We start from the raw sequence: 20,304 nt of genomic DNA on the forward strand, positions 1-20,304 counted from the left end.
AAAATGTCATGCAAAATTAATGCATGACATTTTTTTAGAATTGATTTATTTTTCTTCTTTATTTTTTTTGATAGCTTTAATCTCATCAATAGAAAAATGATAGTGAGTCTTACAAAAATCACAAGTCACTTCTATAGGTTCTAAGTCATCAATCATAGAATCAAGTTCTTTAATATCTAAGGTTGATAAACCATTTTCAAATCTTTCTTTTGAACAGTCACATTGATATGATAAGGGCATTTCTTCAACAAACTCGTGATCACCTTTTGTTATTTCTTGGATAATTTCTTCAGGTGTTTTTCCGTCGTTGATTAGTTCAGATATTGGTTTCATAGATGAGATATTCTCTTCTATTTGTGTAATTGTATCTTCTTTAACACCTGGCATAACCTGTAATATGAAACCACCACTGGCAAAGACTTCATTATTTTCATTGACTAAAACGCCTAAACCTACAGATGAAGGAATTTGTTCACTTTTAGCGAAATAATATGTAAAATCTTCAGCTATTTCTCCAGTTTGAATTTCTGAAGAAGATGTAAAAACATCTCTGATTTTTAAATCTTTTGTGACATGGATATAACCTTGATTGCCGACAACCATCCCTACAGCTAGTTTATCTTTATATGAGTAATGTACTTGAGGGTTTTCCAAAGTTCCTTTAACATGACCATGAGCATCAACTTTAGTAATCATTTTACCAATTGGACCATTACCATCAACTCTAATGGTTAAACTTTGATCTTCTGAATACATGGCGCCCATGATTAAAGAGGTTGTTAATAATCTACCAAAAGCAGCTGAAGCAGCTGGGTAACTTTGATGTATTTTTCTTGCTTCTTCAACTAGCTTAGTAGTTGTTGCAGCGTATATTCTTACAGTCCCGTTAAAAGCATATGCTTTAACTAAATAATCATTCATTTTATCACTTCCTGTTAGGTATTATAACACAAAGTTTTTAAAAATCTAATGTTTTGATATTTAATAAAGATAAGATATAATATTTAGGAAAGAAGTGATGATATGAGTTTTAATATAGGTCAAATTGAAATAAAAAATAAAGTTATAGTCGCTCCTATGGCTGGGGTAACTAATTTAGCTTATCGAATAATTCTTAAAGAGTTTGGCGCAAGTTTAATTTACACTGAAATGATTTCTGATAAGGGTTTGTTATATGAAAATAAGAAGACTCATGAAATGATTGAAGTATTAGATGAAAATAAACCAATTGCCTTGCAGTTGTTTGGTTCTGACGTAAAATCCATGGTTGAAGCAGCGATTTTTATTGATCAAAATTCTAATTGTGACATTATTGATATTAATATGGGTTGTCCAGTTACAAAAGTAGTTAAGTCTGGGGCTGGTTCTGCTTTAATGAAAACACCGGATTTAGCATACAAAATCGTCGAAGAAATAGTTAAGAAAGTTCATAAGCCTGTCACTGTTAAGATAAGAAAAGGTTGGGACCATGAACATATCAATGCAGTTGAGTTTGCACAAGGTTTAGAAAAAGCTGGAGCTAAAGCAATCGCTATACACGGTAGAACAAAAACAGATATGTATACTGGTCACGCAGATTGGGATATTATTAAGCAAGTTAAGAATGCAGTTTCAATCCCTGTTATTGGAAATGGAGATATTTTGAGCCCAGAAGATGCTAAAAGAATGATAGATGAAACTGGGGTTGATGCCATTATGATAGGGAGAGGATTGTTAGGAAATCCATGGCTTATTCAACAAACAGTTGATTACTTTGAAACAGGATCTTATGTTAAGGATATTGATTTAGAAACCCGAAAGGAATATATTTTACTTCATTTAAAGAAACTTATTGAATTAAAAGGAGAAAAAATAGCTGTACTAGAAATGCGTAGTCATGGCGCTTGGTATTTAAAAGGATTACCAGGTGCTAGTAGAGTAAAAAGTAAAATTGTAAGCGCAGAAACAATTACTGATATTCAAAATATCATAGATGATTATTTTACTCATATAATATAAAAAGAATAAGTAGATTTCTCTACTTATTCTCAAGGACATTATTTATGAAAGTTTTAACTATATTTTTATCAAATTGTGTTCCAGCGTTTTTGATTAATTCGGCAATGGCTTCTTCTTGAGTCATTGCTTTTTTATATGGTCTATCAGAAGTCATTGCTTCAAAAGCATCAACTACAGAAATAATTCTAGATATAAATGGTATTTCATCACCTTTTAGACCTTCAGGATAACCTTTTCCATCGATTCTTTCATGATGATACTTAACATATAAAGCGATATTATTAAATTGGGGGAATTTCAATAATGTTTTATATGATAAGACTGCATGATTCCTCATTATTTTCCATTCATCTTTATTTAAAGAACTAGGTTTGTTTAAAATGTTTTGAGGAATTTTATTCTTACCAACATCATGATACATTGCAGCTTTTTTTAATTTCAGTAGTTCATTATCATCTAAATCTAAAGCTTCGCCAAGTTGATAGCAGAGTTCACTTACTTTTACAGAATGATCAAACACTTGATTATCTATAGAGAAGAATTGGGGATTATTTTCTAATAAATTAAATGGTTCATTCTTTGTTATTGCATAATTACTAAAATTAAAGTGATGATATAAATGCGCCATGCCACACTGATTGTTTAAAGCGTAATAACAATTACCTGGAATCTCATCTGTGATTATATTTGGAAATTGATTTAGACATAACAAACAATAAGAATCAAGATTCTTAAAAGTTAATTGTGCTATTCGATCATTTATTTGCTTTCTTAACTCCATAGTATTCGCTCCATTATCGTATAATAAAGAGACGAATAAATGTTAAATAATGTATGCATTATTTTCACCTATTTCATCTTACTACAAAACTCACACCTATATTTTCGTTGAATTTCGTTAAAAAGACAACGGCGTATATGTCATACATTTCAAAAAAAAGAAAGAATTTTCAAAATTCTTTCTTTATTTTATCTATAATGAACTCTTTACAATCAATATTAGTGTCTTTTTTAATAGTATTTATAAAATGATTCCGTTTAAAATCATCATAATGTGATAAGAAACAAATAGTTTGTGTTAACGCTAACTCAAATTCTTCATGATTCTTTAGTTCGTAATGAGCTAATGCTTTAAAATAATAAAAATATTCTATAGAGTAATATGAATAATTATGTTTACTGTACTTAATTGCTTCATTTGCTATTTCTATGAGCTCGTTAAATCTATTCATTATACCTAAATTCTTAATAATCCAGAAAAACACTTGAGAATTGAATAGAGCATTTCCACCTAAGAGTAGTTTATCATTTTTTCTTAGATTGATTATCTTCTCCAATATCTTTGTTCTGTCTTCATCACTGTACTCCATAATAACACCCAAAAGATAAATTTCGCTATCATGTAAAACTGACTTATTCATAATTTCCGTGAAATTAGATTTGGTCTTAAGTAAAAGAATCATATTCTCTGTGTTGATTTGGTGACCGTAATACTTATGCAAAACCAATGCAATTTGGTAAAAAACCTCTATTTCTTCATCTAAAAGCATAAAACTCTTTTTGCCTTTAATTAGTTTAGATGCTTGATCTAATTTTTTACTCATAACTAAATTTAAATATTCTCGTACTAAATCAATCTCTTTTGCTGCATAAGTTTGATAATTTGATATTAGTTTTAGTAGTGGAATTTGTAGTTTATTTGCTAACTTAATAATGACTTCGAAGGGAACTTCTGATTCCCCACTTCGATATCGATAGTATTGTCTTTGAGATATTACATCGTGTAAATAAAATTCTTGATTCATTTTTCGATCATATCTTAGGTTTTCCATATAATTTAGTAATTTGACAATATCCATGTTTACTCCTTATAAAATGTATGACATATACGCCGTTGTCTTTTGTTTGAAATAATACTAATATATAAATATACAAACGTATATTTATATATTAGGGGGATTATTTTATGAAAAAATTAGCGTTATTTTTGTTTTTGATTGGTTTAGCGATTGGGCTAAATATGTATGAAGAAGGTTTTTTTAATGATCAAGAAAATGTTGATCTAATGGGTTTTGATGATGACGATTTTCCAGATTTTGTAAACATCGGCTTTGAAGATGATGACTTTCCAGATTTTGTAAACATTGGCTTTGAAGATGACGATTTTCCAGATTTTGTAAACATCGGCTTTGAAGATGATGACTTTCCAGATTTTGTAAACATCGGCTTTGAAGATGATGACTTTCCAGATTTTGTAAATATCGGCTTTGAAGATGATGACTTTCCAGATTTTGTAAATATTTAATAGTTTTAATAGTTCAATAAATATTTTAATTTTTATTTTCTCTACGTTTATTATACTACATAACTCACATACAAGCATAATAAACTATGAATCTGAATAAAAACTCACAAATTATATAAAAAAAGCTTAAGTACTTATTTCACATATTTTATCTTAACAAAACTCACAATTTTATAAAAGTAAAATCATGAAATACAGTATTAAATATTCTAATTATATTAAGCTTTTTTTGTTATACCATAAAACATTTTTCATTAAACAAATAATTTCTATTGTCATATGATATAATTATTTTGGCAAAATTAATGAAAAGGTGATTTTATGAATAGAAATACAGCACGAATCATCCTTTTAACTGCTGGGGTTATTTGGGGATTCGGTTTTGTTGCTAATAAATATATTATAGACAGTGGTTGGGATGATTCCCAACTTTTGTTTGTGCGATTTTTTTCAGCCACTGCATCAATCTTCCTGATCTTCTTTAAAAGAATTATTAAGACTGACAGAGATACTCTAGAAAAAGGATTATTTTTAGGAATATTTTTGTTTTTAGGTTTTTTCTTTCAAACATGGGGTTTGGAAGAAACGACACCATCAAAAAATGCTTTAATTACTGCAGGATATATCATAGTATTACCCTTAATAATTTATCTGTTTGAAAGAAAATTTGTTGGTTATAAATCTTATATAGCTGGGTTTTTGACATTTTCAGGTATAGTCATTATTTCTGTTGATTTTCAAAAATGGGGATCAGGATTAAACATCGGTGATGTATTGACTTTTATAGGTGCTATTTTTTGGGGAATACACTTATATTTATTAGGTAAAACAGCTAAGAAGAAGGATCCAATTACTTTAATGGCTTTTCAGTTACTTACGGTAAGTATCTTGTCTTATATAGCAATGATGATAAAAGCAGGACATCCAAGAGTGGATTTTAACGATTGGGATAGTTTAAAGATTTTTCTATCTGGACTTGCTATTGGTTTTTTTGCAAGTTTTATCGGCTTTGTTTTTCAATCAATTGGTCAAAAGTACACTCACGCATCTGAAGCAGCTGTTTTAATTTCTACAGAAAGTGTTTTTGGACCTATATTTTCTATTATTTTTTATAATGAGTTATTTTCCATGAAACTAGTATTTGGTATGGCCTTTGTATTTATGGGTATATTGTTAAGCGAAATAGATGTTGTGCAGGTATTTAAAAATTATAAAAGCAAATTTATAAGTCGTTCTTGATGAACGACTTATTTTCTTCTTTCAACATAATAATTCAAGGAAGCGTGATCTCCAATTAATCTAAGTCGACATAAGCCCGCTTCTAGTTGAAATTCAAATGTTTTTTGACAATTAGTGTCTGTAATGATCTGAACATTCCCATTTTGTAAAAGAAATAAAGCAGAGTAACCTTTACTTTGTGTGAATTCAATGTATAGTTTTTCTTCGCCCGATGTTTTAAATTTAGCAATTGTTTGATATCCTGAAAATGATTTGGCTTTACCAATATAGATTGGTTTAAGCCATTTTTTTCTATTATAAAAGACTAAAGCTTTCTTATAATTAATTATTGATGTTGCTTTTTTGTTATTTAGATCAATCATGTTGATTCCCCTATTTAATATATTGATTATATTTTTCTATTTCTTCTTTAGAAAGTCTTAATTGTACTAAAATACCAGTTTCTTCATAGGTTGTAGATATGATACTTTTGTTCTTTTTAAAATATGAAAAAATATCTCCTTTATTATAAGGTAGCAATAGTTGAACTATTTTTGTATTTTTTTCTAATTCATGATTAATCATTGTAAGCAATTTTTGAATATTTAGATTATTTTCTGCAGAAATAAATATTGAGTTTTCTGTTTCTAATAAAGGTAAATCATCGATTAAATCTATTTTATTATAGACATAGATTGTTGGAATGTTTTCTGCCTTAATTTCTTTAAGCACAATATCAACAGCTTCTATTTGTTTTTTATATTGAGGATTTGAAACATCGATGACATGTAATAATAAATCAGCTTCAGTGATTTCTTCAAGTGTTGATTTAAAAGCTTCAACTAAATGGTGAGGGAGTTTTTTAATAAAACCTACAGTATCTGTGAGTAAGAAATTTTTTGTATCACTTAAGGAAATGTTAGTTGTCTTTGTTTCCAAAGTAGCAAAAAGCATATCTTTTTTTAAGACATGTTCTTTTTTAATATTTGTTGAAGCATCAATTAACGCATTCATCAAAGTTGATTTTCCTGAGTTGGTATATCCTGTGAGAGATACAATTGGTATATGGCTAGATTTACGGTTTTGACGTTGAGTTCTTCTAATTTCAACGACTGCTTGAAGGTCTTTTTTTAATTTTACAATTTTATTTCTTAGCAACCTTCTATCTAACTCAAGTTTTTGTTCACCAGGGCCTTTAGAACCTGTACCTGATCGTTGTCTAGATAATGATTTATACATACCTATAACTCTTGGCAACATATATTCTGATTGAGCTAATTCTACTTGTAGTTTCGCTTCTGTTGTTTTAGCTCGACGAGCGAATATGTCTAAAATTAGAACTGTACGGTCAATGACTTTGATTTCTAGTTCTTTTTCTAAGTTTCTAATTTGACTAGGACTTAATTCATTATCAAAAATAACTAAATCAGGTTCTAAAGACTCAATAAGTAGTTTAAGTTCATCAACCTTGCCTTTACCGATATAAAATTTATTGGTTGGCATAGATTTGTTTTGTATTAATTCTTCGATGATTTCGATATGACATGCATGAGCTAAATTTCTTAATTCAGCCATAGATTCTTTAAAATCTTTTTCTAGTTCTGTGTTGAGTCCAACAAGTAATCCTTTTTCCATAAGTCACCTCATATACATTATAACGCTTTATAGCGAAATTTTAAATGTTTTATCATTTTAAAGACTAAATTTTCTTATATATTAAGTCATATTTTATGATATAATAATGTTTACAGTTATGAGAGGTGTTCTATGACAAAAATTAAGACTTTTTTTCAAAAAAATATTATCTCTACGATTATAAAGATCATAGGTTTTGTTAAAGATTTTTTCAATCGTAAAGTTTTAAATAAACCTAAAAATACGATTATTTTTACTGTCTTATTTGTTTTTATTATATTAATAGGTGTTCAACTATATATTATTTTGAACAATAACAGTGTTTATAATAATCATTCTGATGATATTTTACAATATTATGTTATTTTAGAAGGTTTTATAAGATCTATTAAAGAGGGTTCTTTATCATTTTTTGATTTAAATAACTATTTTGGCGCATCACTTTTTTCTAATTTATACTACGTACCTTTAGATTTGTTGACGCTATTAACCTTGTTATTAAGTTTTGTTATGCCTACTGTTGTGGCTATATCAACAATGGAGTTAATGAAAATAGTCATTGGTGTTGGTTTGCTAGGTATTTATTTAGCCTTAAAAAAATATAAGAATTCAACTATTTTTTGGATAAGTATTTTATATTTTATAAATGGCGGAACTGTTTCATTTATGAATTTCCCTGCTTTTTTATCCATGACAGTATATTTGCCTCTAGCTTTAATCGTCATTCATTATTTCTTTGAAAAGAAATATTGGGTGGTTCCTTTATATGTATTAATGATTGTATTTTATAATTTTTATTTAGCTTATATGTTGCTTGCCTTTATTTCTTTTGCTTATTTAATCGAGTATTTTAAATACCGTTCATTTAAAATTAGTGATTTCTTGATAAAAGGGGTTAGTTTTTTATCTTTGTTATTGTTAGGAGTATTAATGTCATCAGTGGTTCTATTGCCAGCGATAACCTTTATTTCTGAAGAAACCATTAGAACATCTGTGACTTTTAAACCTTGGATAGTTGATTTGAAAATCTTTAAACTTAAGTTATATGATCCACAAGTTTATATTCGTTATTTTGCTAAGATGTATTCTCCACAAAGACCGGTTAGTTTTAGAGGTTTTCTAAATGATTACAAATTAGAACATGTATCTAATTATATTTCAATTATTGGATTCTTATTAATGACTTTGGTGATTTTTATGAGAGGTAAAATTGCCAATGTTTATAAAATAATGTTTGCTTTTGTGATTGTTTTTAGTCTTTTACCTATTTTTTCAAGTATCTTATCAGGTACTTTTATCATGGAGTTGTTTTCAAGTTCAGATCAAGAGGCCTTTCCATATAATCGTTGGTTAAATATGTTCCCGATTTTACAAGTTTTAGTTGTGGCACATGTTTATGAAAATTTCGAATTTAAGACGAAGAAAAGATTTTTATCTTTAATTACTTGGTCTTTAATCAGTGCTATAGGAATATATTTAATTATTTATTATCAAAAACAAATGGATGGAGAACATGGATTAAAAGATTTTGTAATTGAAACCTTAACTTACGATAGAATCTTTATGATTGTTTCATTATCTATATTAGCTGCAGGTATTTTACTTATTGTGTTTAAAAGACACCAATGGATTAAAGTTTTAATATTAGGTGAATTGGTTATAGCAGTTGGTTATATTTTCGTTAGTGGTTTTGCTTCTATGAATAGAATTGCTCAATTTAAAGAAATGAATGAAATTAATGATTTTATGAACGAAAATATTGATGATGAGCAATTTACTAGAGTTTATGTTAATATGGATGATTTTAATATTGTTGATCATAACTATAATCAAATGACATCCTTCCCTACCAATTCAAGAATCTTTCATTCATGGTCGGATTCTGAGACTGATAATTTGGTTTTCTTAATATTTCCTACTTTAGGAGAGAATTCAGAAAGACAATCTAAAATTAAAATGAATTACTATAGTTACTATTTATCTACTTTTTTAGGTTATAAGTATGTTTTAACAGAAGCATTAAATCAATCGTTTTCAGATTCTGAAGATTTTGAATTTATAGCTAGCAATTCTCAATTTGCCTTGTACAAGATAAATACAGTAGAGAGTTTTTATGTCTATGATAAATATTTGACTTATAGCACTTTTAAAGATTTTTCAAGAAATTATTCGCAAATATCAGCTGAAAAGCTATTTTTATCGGCGGTTATGATAGATGAAGAGCGTTATCAAGATGATTATGATTTTGAAAATTTCTTATTAGAAGAAATGATGAGTGAAGATTTGCAAGACTTCGAAATTGAAGGAAATATAAGAGCTTATGATACATTGAGAGTCAGCGAAACAGTCCAAAGGAAAAAATTGGATTCTGAAGAGATGGCTGAATTTTATGTTTATGATGATTTTATTATTGATTATCCAAGTGGTGAATTTGTGTTAAAAGACAACAACCACCCAATATCAGATTATGGTCAAGCTTTTTATTTAGATTCTTCAGGTAGAGAAATTGCTTGTAGTTTAAGAATAATGAAAGATAATGATCAAAAAACGACCATTCATTGTGGGCAGTTCTTTTCACCTATTGAAAAAGTGTTTATAGAAAAAACAGATGAAATATCTTCAGCCCCATCTTATATTACTCGCAAGGAAAGAGCAGTTGATGGTGCGGCTTATTTAGTCTATGATTTAAATAATCTTAGTCGAGATTTAAGCGGGAAAGTATTGAGTTTCGATTTTAACGGTTATGATTTAGGTAAAACATTTATAGAAACAACTGAAGGCGAAAGAATATATTCTGTTAATGGTTTGTTCTTTTATTCTGAAAATATGTCAAAAGTCTATGTATATAAAACAGCTCAACTATATGGACATAGTGATTTATCTGTCTTATTTTTAAAGTATTCTGCTTTTGATTTAATTGAAAATTCTAGTGTCCAAGTAGAGAATAAGTCTTTAATAATTAAGAATGGAAAAATAGATTTAAGTTATCAATATAATGGTCCATCAACTAAAAATAATATTGTTACGATTCCAGTTACATATTCTGATGATTGGGAATTCACAAGCGAGCAAAAATATGATAAAATAAGTGTTAGCGGCGGTTTTTTAGGAATCATTATTCCTGAAGGTACTCAAGCAGTGGATATCTCTTTAAAATTTGTTCCAAAAAACATTGGTAATGGTCTCAAATTATCAATGATTGGAAGTGCTATATATCTAGGTTTGATCAGTTATCCATTAATCAAGAGAAAATTAAAACGGAGTGATGAAAATGATGAAAGCCAGATTGATCATACCAGCATATAACGAAGAAGAAAATATAGCTTTATTTTATGAAGAAGCTAGAAAATATTTGGTATATGATGATATAGAATTTGACATGTTATTTGTTAATGATGGTTCTAAAGATAATACTTTGGAAGCCATTAAGAATATTGAGGTTAAGGATATTCCTGTAAAATATCTTTCATTATCAAGAAATTTTGGTAAAGAACCAGCCATGCATGCTGGTTTGGTTAACTCACAAGATAAAGATTTTATTATAATTATTGACTGTGATCTTCAACAACCACCTGCCTTAATACCTGAAATGATTCAATATTATCGTGAAGGATATAAAATTATTTATACCAAATCTAAATCAAGAGATGGTGAACCTAGGTTAAGAAGATTGTTCGCCAATTTGTTTTATAAGATTTATAATGTTTACACTGAGAGACCATTAATTAATGGCGCTAAAGATTATCAATTAATGGATAAACAGGTTGTGGATGCCTTTATTAGAATAAAAGATAATAATAGATTTATAAAAGGTATTTTTTCATGGGTTGGTTTTAAAAGAAAATCAATTGAGTTTGATTTTATTCCAAGACAACATGGTAAGACTTCATGGAGTTTTTACTCTTTATTAAAGTATGCTTTTAATGGGATGAATCAGTTTTCAACAATTCTTTTGGTATTACCAGTCTTAAGCTTTGTTTTAGGTTTTATGGTATTGATAGTAGATATATTTTTATATATTTTTGATTTTTATGCATTAACAACTTTTATTATTACCTTACATTTAAGTTTTATTATATTAGCATTGAGTATATTTTCTTATGTTATAATTTATTTGCTTTATCAAAATCGCAAACAAGTTTTACAAAGACCTATTTACTTAATTGAAGAAGCTTCGGAGGATTTGCAGGTTGAATAAGATTTGGACATTTATAAAAAAACATTTTTTAACTAGGAAATTCATTACTTTTGGAATTATAGGTGTTGTAAATACATTAATACATATGTTGGTGTATGGTTTGATTTATAATTTGTTGAGTGATCAAACAAACTATTTATCTGCGATGATTGCTTTTATAGCTAATGCTATTGCTTTTGTTTCAGCATCAACATTTTCATATTTTGCTAATGCTTATTTCACCTTCAAACCCAAACATAAAACCACAGTACAGTTTTCAGCAGTAATTTTAGTTTTTCTTGCAAGATGGCTGGTCTCTAGTTTAATGGCTGCTGGTTTTGATTATACGGTTGTTCATTGGATAGGATTAGATTATGAAATATATCCTCTAGCAAAATATATCGCACCATTCTTAGCTTCAGCTTTGTTAATTCCTGTGGCTTATTTAGCATTAAATATTGTATTTAAGAAAACAAGTGATATTAAAGAAAATCAAAATAAACAAGGGGTGTGATTGACATGAATGAATTTTATATATCAGTAACTATTGCGTATTTATATAGTATCTTTCTTATTAATTTAAGAATGAAACTAGAAACCAAACAGATACGTTTTTTAAAAATATTATTGCTGGTATTAACTATTTTTTCAGTGTCGACATTCTTTAAATATGCAAATACCTTATCTGGGTGGGGATTATATACAGAGATTTTAGCTTTAATCACTTTGTTTGTATTTTTTGGAGCGACTTACTGTAATGAGATTAAATCTGTTTATAAGAAGATTTCATCTAATAAAATAGATACATCACCAAGACTTATTGATAATGAATTAGCTGTTGCTTTAATTCAATCGGTTGATTATTTATCGAAAAGAAAAATTGGAGCTCTTATTACAGTTGAAAGATCCATTCGCCTTACCAACATTATTGACAATGCATTGATGATTAATGCTGATGTATCAAAAGAATTGCTTACATCGATATTTATTCCTTCAACTCCATTACATGATGGGGCGGTAATCATAAGGGATAATAAAATTTTATGTGCTAAGGCTTATTTTCCTGCTTCAGATAGAACTGATTTACCAATGAACTATGGTACAAGACATAGAGCCGCTATCGGTATTAGCGAACATTCAGATGCTTTCACAATCGTTGTTTCAGAAGAAACTGGTAGAGTCTCTGTAACAGTGGATGGTAAGATGGAATACAATGTGACTAAAGAAGCACTTAATTTGTACTTAGAAAACATTTTAAAAATCAATTAAAGCGCTAAGCGCTTTTTTTCTTTAAATAGAAATTTAATCTATATTGTGTTATAATTTTCTTGAAAAACAAGGAGTATCATCATGAAAAACTATGATTGTATTATTATAGGTGACGATATATATGCGCTTATTATAGCGCTCTTTTTGACGAGAAAAATGAGAGACATTTTGTTGATTAACAAATTATCTCCTTATAAACAAAATACTGAAAAATCTTCTGTTGAATTTAATAAGAAAAATTATGAATTTTCCTATGATTCAGAGGCTGTCCTTACAGGATTGGATGAATACGGTCTAACTGAAGCTTTTTTAGAAGATTTAGATTTATTAAAAGACTTAGAATACATTAAGTTAGACAATGATTTTGTCGTAACAAAAGATGGACAAAGAAAGACAAAAGCCAATCACTTTAATGATTTTAAGATATATTTGATGAGGTATTATCCTAAAGCTATTAAAGAGATCAAATTATTCTTCGAAGATTTAGAAAGACATTATCTAAATTATCGTGAACAGTATTTAAATTTACTTCATAATAATGATTATACTTTATCGTCTTTGATGGTTGAGTGGGGAGACTACAATTTAAAAGAATTATTGGATTCTTATTTTGATGATTCTTCTATTATTAATGAATTTAAGACCAATGCTTTTATCAATGGTTTAGATATTAATAAGGTGAGTGCCTATAATTTCTTTTCTAATTATTTTATAGGCTTAAAGTCTGGTTTTTATTATATTAAAACACCTGTAGAAAAATTAAGAGCACTTATTTTAGAAAAAATTAAATTATCTTCTAAGCATTCAATTGTTGATACAGAAATTACTAATATTGTGACCAATGAACATAAAGTAGAATACATTGAAGATGAAAAAGGAAAAAAGTATACTGGTAAGTATTATTTTGTCAGTGACCATCCTATAGAGTTTTATAATGATTACTTTAAGGATCTAAATGAGCATGTAAGAAAGTTAAAACAATATTATCCTAATATTAATAGTCCTGTTGTAAAAAGAACCATGTATTTAGTTTTTGATCCTATTCCAAAAGATATAGGAATAGAACAATTGATATATTATTATCAAGACAATGATTCAGACACTGAAAAGATAATTAAAATCTTTAATTATTCTGAAATAGACAAATCAGATAAATCTATTGGAAAGTTATGTCTTGATTTTACTTATGATAAAACCAAGGGTTTTAACGAAGATAATATTCTTGATAAATTGGTCTTAGCATTTCCAAAATTAAAGTGGTTAGATATTGGAATAAGTTACGGTGAAGAAACGCCTTATTTAGCGATGTTACGGGAAAGAAGATTAAGAAAATTATCCATCACTGATTTGATTGATTACGAAAGTTTAAATCATATTAATGTATATGATAATTTATTTATAGGTGGGGCATTCATTAGACCAGAAGCAAGTTTATATGGAAAGATTCATCAAGCTATAGTTACAGCGGATAAGATAGAAGATGGATTATATTTCAAAGAAGAAGATGAAGAATTCTATTATTCAAATGAAGAAGTCTTAATGATGTTAAGGCAAAATTATGATGATACTTATTTTGGGAAAAAAGAAGTTCATATTAATTTTCAAATAGGAAAATCAGCTTACTTTTTTAGAATTAAAGGAAAAAACATTATTATTCATAGTGGACGTTATTCCAATCCAGATTTATCTATATTCACTTCTAACGATCGGCTGACTGATTTGATTTTTAAAAGAAGATCTTATAAGGAAATTATTAAATCAGATTTCTTTAAGTGGATGGGTAGTGAAGAAACTAAAAAAGCTTTTTTAAAGAGCTTTGACTTAGATGATCGTTATCGGGAGAATACCCTTCAAAGTTTTAAATCGCCTTTTAAAAAATTTGGATTATTTTATGTAAATACTTGGATGTTTTTTATTGCCTTAGCTGCTTTTTTATTAAATTATTTTGAAGGTATATATATCTTTTTCCCTTTGGCTATTCTTTTGATGGTTATGATTCTTTATAAAAAGATTAAGCTTAGAAAAATGAATATTTTCGAAAGTTTAATTTTCTTAATTATATTAGGTTTAGGAATTTCATCTATTTTTGTTAAAGAAGTTAATCTTCTTACAAAAGATCATTTAATTTTAGGTCCGATTACTCTATTGATGTTTATTTCCGTGATTATCAATAAACCACTTGTTAAGAATTCCTTAGTCTATGATTATTCTAAAGAATTTGTTCAAACTAAATTATTTTTGTCTATGACCAATGGCTTGACATTTATTTGGGCTTTCATTTATTTAACCATTATATTTGGTCCGTTTTTTACTGGGGAAAGGCATATGTCTGTTTTATATAATTTTGTTTTTGTTGGTTTGTTTTTAACCCATTATTATCCTTCTATTTATGTCAATACAAGCATTAAAAAGAGTTAGAGGTGTTTTATGTTAGATTTAGTCTATTATTCAGTGCTTATACTAATCTCATCGGTATATGTTCTTGGAATAATTATTTATAAAAGAATCAGTATTTTAAAGTCTATTTTATTTATAATTACTCTTTTAGTCATACTTATTTGGGAGTTTTTTCCTGATATTATTCCCTTTAATGAATTTAATTATCTTGAAGACCTTTATTATATTTTGTTAGTGACTGTTTTATTGGTTTTAAGTCTAAGCTTTAGATCTAAAATTAAAGTGACAAGGAATTTAACAGACCATGACTTTTTTGATTTAGAAAAACAATTAGAATCTGTAACCAATACTTCTGAGTTATTAAGAAAACGGTTTATACGCTCAATAGAACTCATGAATGAAGGTTTGATTTTTTATGAAACAGATTATTCTGGTTTGTATATCACTGATCAAATTAAAGACTTGATAGATATTCAAAATAATCAAGTCACAATGGATGATTATGTTAATATTATCTATGAAGAAGACCGGAAAATGTATTTGCAAACGATTAAAAAGTTAAATGAAAAAGTTCCAAGTTATGAAATGAAATATCGAGTTCAATCTAGAGATACTTATGCATGGGTTATTGAAAAAGGTAGATTATTCAAGCACCAAAAGATGGATCATATTATTGCGACCTTGAAACCTGTGAATTTAAAATTATTTCCAGATACTTTAATTGAAGAACTAGATTCTTTACCTTATGAAGAAGAATTAACAAAAACATTGTCTTCATTAAGAAAAGAAAAAGAAACTTTTTATTTGGTCATGCTTCATTTAACCAATATTCCTGATGTTAATAAAAGGTTTGGAAGAGATGTTGGAAATTTGATGATTGCGGAATATGTTAAAAATATGAGATATCATTTTGCTAGAGAAAAAAATACCTTGTTTAGGATTACTGGAATTCAATTCGCTTTGATTATTAAAGATGATTTAAAATATCAAAATTTACATCGAGCCTTAACCAGCGGTGGAGACTTGATTAATTTGAAGTTAAGTATAGGTGGTATCCAACAAATTATTTATCCTAATTTAGGGATTATCAAACATGATCCTTGGAGTAAAATCAATATTAATGAGCTTATTAGTTTAAGTAATAAAGCGCTTGAAGAAGCGATTTCTGACAATAAGAATAATTATTCTATTTTTGGAGGATAAGATGTACTCTGTGATTATTTTAGGTGGGGGCTCAGGAGAAAGAATGGGCTTAGGATATAATAAAGTATTATATAAAATTAAAGGTTTAACAGTCATTGAACACGCGGCTAAAAACTTTATTCATGATGAGGATTTTAAAGAAGTTTTAGTGGTTATTAATAGGGATGATTATGATCAAGTTAAATTACTTTTTAATCATCCAAAAGTTAGGGTTATTAAAGGTGGAAATACTAGGCAAGAATCAGTTTATATAGGTTTGAATGATTTAGAAGATACATCTTATGTTTTTATTCATGATGGTGCTAGACCTAATATCTCTGCAGAGTCCATTGCAAAAATAAAGGAAAAGGTAAGAGAAGGTTCGATTACTTTATTTACAAAAGCTAATGAATCTCTGGTTTATCATTCAGGCAATCAAATTGATGAATATATCAATAGAGATATTATAGCTATGATAAAAACACCACAGGCATTTCTTTATTCTGATATAAAAGAAGCTTATGAATTGGCAAAAAAGAATCATCATGAGTATAAAGATGATGCTTCAGTTATGATCAAGGAAATGGGACAAAAGGTGTTCTTACTTGAAGGTGAAGAATCAAATATTAAATTGACGACACAATTCGATATTAAAATAATGGAGGAATTATTATGATTAGAATAGGATTTTCTAAAGATGTACATCCACTTGTTGAGGGAGAAAAACTATTAATAGGTGGTATTGAAATTGAACATTATAAGGGCAGTTCTGGATACTCAGATGGGGATTGTTTATTACACGCTATTGCGGAATCAATTTTAGGGGCTTTAGCACTTGGAGATTTAGGGAAGTTTTTCCCGGATGATAATCCAAAATATAAAGATTATGACTCTAAATTAATTTTAAAAGAAGTCTTTGATTATGTTCAAGGTAAGGGCTATGAAATATCTAATCTAGATTGTATGATTTCTTTACAAAAACCTAAACTAAGACCTTATATTAATGGTATGAGAGAAGTAATTGCTGGTATATTAAAATGTGATATAAAAAGAGTATCAATAAAAGCCACAACTCATGAAGGTTTAGGATTTGTGGGTGAAGAAAAAGGAATATTATGTGAAGCTATTGTTTTACTTGAAAGGTCTGATTTTATCTACGATTAATTCAAGGTAAAATTATTATCATTCTTTTGCTTGATATGATAGAATAGTTATGCTAAAGGAAGTGATATTATGATAGAGTCTGAACATGGAATGTTTGATATGATTAAAAATTATCGAGATGCTTTTGTTCTCGATGATTTTAATCAATTGTATGTTGATTACTTTAATAAATATATGTATATTGTCGGGGATTATGTAGCTGGTAAGTTAAGATTAAAGGGATTTAATGAACAGAACTTTAACACGATACCAGACTATATTGTTGAATCTTGTGCCCCTAATTGTGCATATTATATCCTTAAGAATAACGAACCTAAAGAAGAGAAAGGAAGTGAATGATATGGAGTATGAACAAATTATTGAAGAAATTAAGGAAGTCATTGAGTTGATTAGACCTTATATAAATAGAGACGGTGGAGACATCGAATTTGTTAAATTTGAAGATGGTATTGTATTTGTTAGATTTTCGGGTGCTTGTGTAGGATGTGCAGCTATGGATTCTACCATGAATGATCTTGTTGAAGATACTTTATTAGAAAGAGTGCCTGGTGTCATTGGAGTGGAGTTAGTAGTATGAGAAACGAAGTGGTCCAATCAAATAAAAAAATGAAACAAATTGCTAGAGATTTATTGATTGAACGTGGCGCTAAAATTGAGGATATTGCGGATATCGTTTATGAATTACAAAAAAAATATATATCAAACTTAACCATGAAAGATTGCATGGATGCCATTGAAAGAGTTTTGGATAAAAGAGAAGTTCAAAATGCTATTTTAACTGGTATTGAATTAGATAAACTTGCTGAAAAGAAAATGTTGTCTGAGCCTTTACAATCTCTTATAGATAGTGATAATCCACTTTATGGTATTGATGAAATTCTTGTTTTATCAATTGTGAATGTTTATGGTTCTATTGGTTTTACCAATTTTGGTTATGTTGACAAACTTAAACCAGGTATTATTGGTAAGTTAGACGAGGAAGGTAAAGCTGAAAATCGTTGTAATACATATTTAGACGATATTATTGGCGCAATTGCAGCTGCAGCTGCTTCATCTATTGCTCATAATTTTGAAGATTTAAAAGAATAATCACTTACGATTATTCTTTTTTTTGATTTCAAGGGATGTCTTGCTTGATAATTATCGAGATTGTGTTATAATATTTACAGTTTTCTTTGAGGGGTGTTAAATATGAAACAAGGTGACATCGTCAAAGGTCGTATAACTAATATTAAATCTTATGGAGCTTTCGTTAAAGTAGAAGATAAATATGATGGTTTAATCCACATATCTGAAGTTAGCGATGGGTTTGTAAGAAATATTGAAGACTATCTCACTGTAGGAGATGAAGTAACTGTTGAAGTTATCAAAGTAGAAGGTGACAAAATAAGTTTCAGTTATAAAAGTCAAAATAAGACCAGACGTAAAAAAAGAGAATCTACAGAATTAAAAACTGGATTCGGACCTTTAGCTGATCAATTAAAAGCTTGGGTAGATGACAAGTATGAAAAAGACGGCGAATAATCATTCGTTGTTTTTTTAATTTGACAAAAGTATCTATTTATAATATTTTTAAATTGGAGGATAATTATGAAAGAAAAATATTTAAATTTAAATTATAATAATGTATTACCATTTGTAGAATTATCTGATTTGAAATTAATGCAAAAAGAAATAAATCAAGCAAGAAAAACATTAGATGAGAAAACTGGTTTAGGAAATGATTATATTGGATGGACAAATCTGGTAGATGAAATTAGTCCTGAACTTATTGATGATATTCAAATAACAGCTAAAAAAATAAAAAAACAATCAGATGTACTGGTTGTCATTGGAATTGGAGGATCATATTTAGGTGCTAAGGCAGCCATTGAGTATATGAAACCTTACTTTCCTAAAAGAAAAAGTTTAGAAGTTGTATTTGCTGGTCAAAATTTATCTTCAACTTACTTGAGTGAATTATTAGACTACTTAAAGAAAAAAGATTTTACAGTCAATGTTATATCTAAATCAGGTACTACAACTGAACCCGCTGTTGCTTTCAGGGCTATTAAGCAATTGTTAGAAGAAAAATATTCATATGATGAAGTAAAAGAAAGAATTATTGCAACAACTGATGCATCTAAGGGTGCTTTAAGAACCTTAGCTGATCAAGAAGGATATAAAACATATATTGTTCCTGATGATATTGGTGGACGCTTCTCTGTTTTAACACCTGTTGGTTTGTTACCTATAGCTGCGGCCGGTATAGATATTAAAAAAATGTTAAGAGGCGCTAAAGCTGCTAAAAGAAATTATAAAGTGAAAGATATATATAAAAATGATGTTCATATGTATGTGGCTTTAAGAAATCTTTTATATCGCAAGGGTTTTGCCCTAGAATTATTGGTTAATAATGAGCCTAAATTGAATTATTTTTCTGAATGGTGGAAACAATTATTTGGTGAGTCAGAAGGTAAAGATTTAAAAGGTTTGTTTGTTTCTAGTGCATCCTTTACTACTGATTTGCATTCTTTAGGTCAGTTTATTCAAGAAGGAAAAAAAGTATTATTTGAAACGATGATTGACATTCAAGAACCTGAAAAAGATTTGTATATAGGTCATGATAAAAATAATTTAGATCAACTTAATTATTTGGAGAATAAATCAGTTGATTATGTTAATAGACAAGCTTTGAAAGGTACTATGCTAGCTCATCTTGATGGTCAAACACCTAATATGTTAATTACAATTCCTAAAATTGATGCATATAGTTTTGGATATTTAGTATACTTTTTTGAATTAGCTTGTGGTATTAGTGGTTATGTTTTAAATGTTAATCCATTTAATCAACCAGGAGTTGAATCTTATAAAAAGAATATGTTTGCTTTACTAGATAAACCTGGATACGAATCATTAAGTAAGGAATTAAAAGAAAGAATATAAAAAAAGACCCCTATACATTTTTGTATAGGGGCTT

21 protein-coding genes are annotated in these 20,304 nt (G+C 28.3%); 16 read left to right on the plus strand and 5 right to left on the minus strand.

All coding sequences use genetic code 11. The annotated features are described in order from the left end of the window. Nucleotides 1–45: 45 nt before the first annotated feature. Complete coding sequence (gene hslO / locus HF295_RS06235; protein WP_312031312.1) at nt 46–921, minus strand: Hsp33 family molecular chaperone HslO; 876 nt, start codon at nt 919–921, stop codon at nt 46–48. 102 nt (nt 922–1,023) lie between these two features. On the opposite strand from hslO, the gene dusB reads away from it, so the two are divergent. Then, a complete protein-coding gene (gene dusB, locus HF295_RS06240) occupies nt 1,024–1,998 on the plus strand; it encodes a tRNA dihydrouridine synthase DusB (RefSeq protein WP_312031313.1) in 975 nt (324 codons plus the stop codon). Nucleotides 1,999–2,017: 19 nt separating this feature from the next. On the opposite strand, the gene HF295_RS06245 is transcribed toward dusB, so the two are convergent. Together HF295_RS06245 and HF295_RS06250 are read right to left on the minus strand one after the other, a co-directional pair. Further along, nucleotides 2,018–2,779, minus strand: coding sequence for an HD-GYP domain-containing protein (locus HF295_RS06245; protein ID WP_312031314.1), 762 nt, complete (start codon nt 2,777–2,779; stop codon nt 2,018–2,020). A 169-nt stretch (nt 2,780–2,948) separates the two neighbouring features. Next, a complete protein-coding gene (locus HF295_RS06250; RefSeq protein ID WP_312031315.1) occupies nt 2,949–3,857 on the minus strand; it encodes a hypothetical protein in 909 nt (302 codons plus the stop codon). A 107-nt stretch (nt 3,858–3,964) separates the two neighbouring features. Here HF295_RS06250 and HF295_RS06255 point away from each other — a divergent pair, with 107 nt between their 5' ends. Continuing rightward, a complete protein-coding gene (locus HF295_RS06255; protein WP_312031316.1) occupies nt 3,965–4,303 on the plus strand; it encodes a hypothetical protein in 339 nt (112 codons plus the stop codon). Between the two features lie 321 nt (nt 4,304–4,624). Further along, nucleotides 4,625–5,542 carry a DMT family transporter gene (locus HF295_RS06260; protein WP_312031317.1) on the plus strand — a complete coding sequence of 306 codons (918 nt, stop codon included), beginning with the start codon at nt 4,625–4,627 and terminating at the stop codon, nt 5,540–5,542. 8 nt (nt 5,543–5,550) lie between these two features. On the opposite strand, the gene HF295_RS06265 is transcribed toward HF295_RS06260, so the two are convergent. Beyond that, complete coding sequence (locus HF295_RS06265; protein ID WP_312031318.1) at nt 5,551–5,904, minus strand: hypothetical protein; 354 nt, start codon at nt 5,902–5,904, stop codon at nt 5,551–5,553. A 10-nt stretch (nt 5,905–5,914) separates the two neighbouring features. Continuing rightward, the gene (gene hflX, locus HF295_RS06270) at nt 5,915–7,156 is read right to left on the minus strand and encodes a GTPase HflX (RefSeq protein WP_312031319.1); all 1,242 of its coding nucleotides are present in this window, start codon (nt 7,154–7,156) and stop codon (nt 5,915–5,917) included. 132 nt (nt 7,157–7,288) lie between these two features. Here hflX and HF295_RS06275 point away from each other — a divergent pair, with 132 nt between their 5' ends. The 13 genes from HF295_RS06275 to HF295_RS06335 all read left to right on the plus strand — a co-directional run bounded on the left by HF295_RS06275 (nt 7,289) and on the right by HF295_RS06335 (nt 20,270). Beyond that, nucleotides 7,289–10,462 (plus strand): YfhO family protein, encoded by a 3,174-nt coding sequence (locus tag HF295_RS06275; protein ID WP_312031320.1) that lies wholly within the window; start codon nt 7,289–7,291, stop codon nt 10,460–10,462. After that, entirely contained in the window at nt 10,428–11,354 is a 927-nt protein-coding gene (locus HF295_RS06280; RefSeq protein WP_312031321.1) for a glycosyltransferase family 2 protein, read from the plus strand. Before HF295_RS06275 ends, HF295_RS06280 begins: the two co-directional genes overlap by 35 nt. Beyond that, nucleotides 11,347–11,847 carry a GtrA family protein gene (locus HF295_RS06285; protein WP_312031322.1) on the plus strand — a complete coding sequence of 167 codons (501 nt, stop codon included), beginning with the start codon at nt 11,347–11,349 and terminating at the stop codon, nt 11,845–11,847. Before HF295_RS06280 ends, HF295_RS06285 begins: the two co-directional genes overlap by 8 nt. 5 nt (nt 11,848–11,852) lie before the next feature. Continuing rightward, a complete protein-coding gene (locus HF295_RS06290; RefSeq protein ID WP_312031323.1) occupies nt 11,853–12,602 on the plus strand; it encodes a diadenylate cyclase in 750 nt (249 codons plus the stop codon). Nucleotides 12,603–12,683: 81 nt separating this feature from the next. Further along, on the plus strand, nt 12,684–15,020 hold the full coding sequence (locus HF295_RS06295) for an MFS transporter (protein WP_312031324.1): 2,337 nt from the start codon (nt 12,684–12,686) through the stop codon (nt 15,018–15,020). 9 nt (nt 15,021–15,029) lie between these two features. Then, nucleotides 15,030–16,202 (plus strand): diguanylate cyclase domain-containing protein, encoded by a 1,173-nt coding sequence (locus HF295_RS06300; protein WP_312031325.1) that lies wholly within the window; start codon nt 15,030–15,032, stop codon nt 16,200–16,202. 1 nt (nt 16,203) lies between these two features. After that, a complete protein-coding gene (gene ispD / locus HF295_RS06305) occupies nt 16,204–16,857 on the plus strand; it encodes a 2-C-methyl-D-erythritol 4-phosphate cytidylyltransferase (RefSeq protein ID WP_312031326.1) in 654 nt (217 codons plus the stop codon). Next, entirely contained in the window at nt 16,854–17,345 is a 492-nt protein-coding gene (gene ispF, locus HF295_RS06310) for a 2-C-methyl-D-erythritol 2,4-cyclodiphosphate synthase (protein WP_312031327.1), read from the plus strand. The genes ispD and ispF overlap by 4 nt, the downstream gene beginning before the upstream one ends. Before the next feature lie 69 nt (nt 17,346–17,414). Continuing rightward, on the plus strand, nt 17,415–17,684 hold the full coding sequence (locus HF295_RS06315; protein WP_312031328.1) for a YutD-like domain-containing protein: 270 nt from the start codon (nt 17,415–17,417) through the stop codon (nt 17,682–17,684). Nucleotide 17,685: 1 nt separating this feature from the next. Then, nucleotides 17,686–17,922, plus strand: a complete 237-nt coding sequence (locus tag HF295_RS06320; RefSeq protein WP_312031329.1) for a NifU family protein — start codon at nt 17,686–17,688, stop codon at nt 17,920–17,922. Between the two features lie 29 nt (nt 17,923–17,951). Then, nucleotides 17,952–18,434, plus strand: a complete 483-nt coding sequence (locus tag HF295_RS06325; protein ID WP_376739690.1) for a phosphatidylglycerophosphatase A family protein — start codon at nt 17,952–17,954, stop codon at nt 18,432–18,434. Nucleotides 18,435–18,536: 102 nt separating this feature from the next. Then, nucleotides 18,537–18,869, plus strand: coding sequence for a S1 RNA-binding domain-containing protein (locus tag HF295_RS06330; RefSeq protein WP_312031331.1), 333 nt, complete (start codon nt 18,537–18,539; stop codon nt 18,867–18,869). A 66-nt stretch (nt 18,870–18,935) separates the two neighbouring features. After that, nucleotides 18,936–20,270 (plus strand): glucose-6-phosphate isomerase, encoded by a 1,335-nt coding sequence (locus tag HF295_RS06335; RefSeq protein ID WP_312031332.1) that lies wholly within the window; start codon nt 18,936–18,938, stop codon nt 20,268–20,270. The last annotated feature ends 34 nt before the right edge of the window (nt 20,271–20,304 follow it).

It is taken from the genome of Hujiaoplasma nucleasis (genome assembly GCF_013745115.1).
GTDB lineage: Bacteria > Bacillota_I > Bacilli_A > Izemoplasmatales > Hujiaoplasmataceae > Hujiaoplasma > Hujiaoplasma nucleasis.

Excerpts from the sequence above, each read along its gene's own strand:
- HF295_RS06265 (WP_312031318.1), bottom strand. The coding sequence starts at position 5,904 with ATGATTGATCTAAATAACAAAAAAGCAACATCAATAATTAATTATAAG.
- HF295_RS06300 (WP_312031325.1), top strand. The coding sequence starts at position 15,030 with ATGTTAGATTTAGTCTATTATTCAGTGCTTATACTAATCTCATCGGTA.
- HF295_RS06290 (WP_312031323.1), top strand. The coding sequence starts at position 11,853 with ATGAATGAATTTTATATATCAGTAACTATTGCGTATTTATATAGTATC.
- HF295_RS06245 (WP_312031314.1), bottom strand. The coding sequence starts at position 2,779 with ATGGAGTTAAGAAAGCAAATAAATGATCGAATAGCACAATTAACTTTT.
- HF295_RS06295 (WP_312031324.1), top strand. The coding sequence starts at position 12,684 with ATGAAAAACTATGATTGTATTATTATAGGTGACGATATATATGCGCTT.
- HF295_RS06325 (WP_376739690.1), top strand. The coding sequence starts at position 17,952 with ATGAAACAAATTGCTAGAGATTTATTGATTGAACGTGGCGCTAAAATT.
- hflX (WP_312031319.1), bottom strand. The coding sequence starts at position 7,156 with ATGGAAAAAGGATTACTTGTTGGACTCAACACAGAACTAGAAAAAGAT.
- HF295_RS06255 (WP_312031316.1), top strand. The coding sequence starts at position 3,965 with ATGAAAAAATTAGCGTTATTTTTGTTTTTGATTGGTTTAGCGATTGGG.
- ispD (WP_312031326.1), top strand. The coding sequence starts at position 16,204 with ATGTACTCTGTGATTATTTTAGGTGGGGGCTCAGGAGAAAGAATGGGC.
- hslO (WP_312031312.1), bottom strand. The coding sequence starts at position 921 with ATGAATGATTATTTAGTTAAAGCATATGCTTTTAACGGGACTGTAAGA.
- HF295_RS06260 (WP_312031317.1), top strand. The coding sequence starts at position 4,625 with ATGAATAGAAATACAGCACGAATCATCCTTTTAACTGCTGGGGTTATT.
- HF295_RS06335 (WP_312031332.1), top strand. The coding sequence starts at position 18,936 with ATGAAAGAAAAATATTTAAATTTAAATTATAATAATGTATTACCATTT.
- HF295_RS06275 (WP_312031320.1), top strand. The coding sequence starts at position 7,289 with ATGACAAAAATTAAGACTTTTTTTCAAAAAAATATTATCTCTACGATT.
- HF295_RS06315 (WP_312031328.1), top strand. The coding sequence starts at position 17,415 with ATGATAGAGTCTGAACATGGAATGTTTGATATGATTAAAAATTATCGA.
- HF295_RS06280 (WP_312031321.1), top strand. The coding sequence starts at position 10,428 with ATGATGAAAGCCAGATTGATCATACCAGCATATAACGAAGAAGAAAAT.
- dusB (WP_312031313.1), top strand. The coding sequence starts at position 1,024 with ATGAGTTTTAATATAGGTCAAATTGAAATAAAAAATAAAGTTATAGTC.
- HF295_RS06250 (WP_312031315.1), bottom strand. The coding sequence starts at position 3,857 with ATGGATATTGTCAAATTACTAAATTATATGGAAAACCTAAGATATGAT.
- ispF (WP_312031327.1), top strand. The coding sequence starts at position 16,854 with ATGATTAGAATAGGATTTTCTAAAGATGTACATCCACTTGTTGAGGGA.
- HF295_RS06330 (WP_312031331.1), top strand. The coding sequence starts at position 18,537 with ATGAAACAAGGTGACATCGTCAAAGGTCGTATAACTAATATTAAATCT.
- HF295_RS06320 (WP_312031329.1), top strand. The coding sequence starts at position 17,686 with ATGGAGTATGAACAAATTATTGAAGAAATTAAGGAAGTCATTGAGTTG.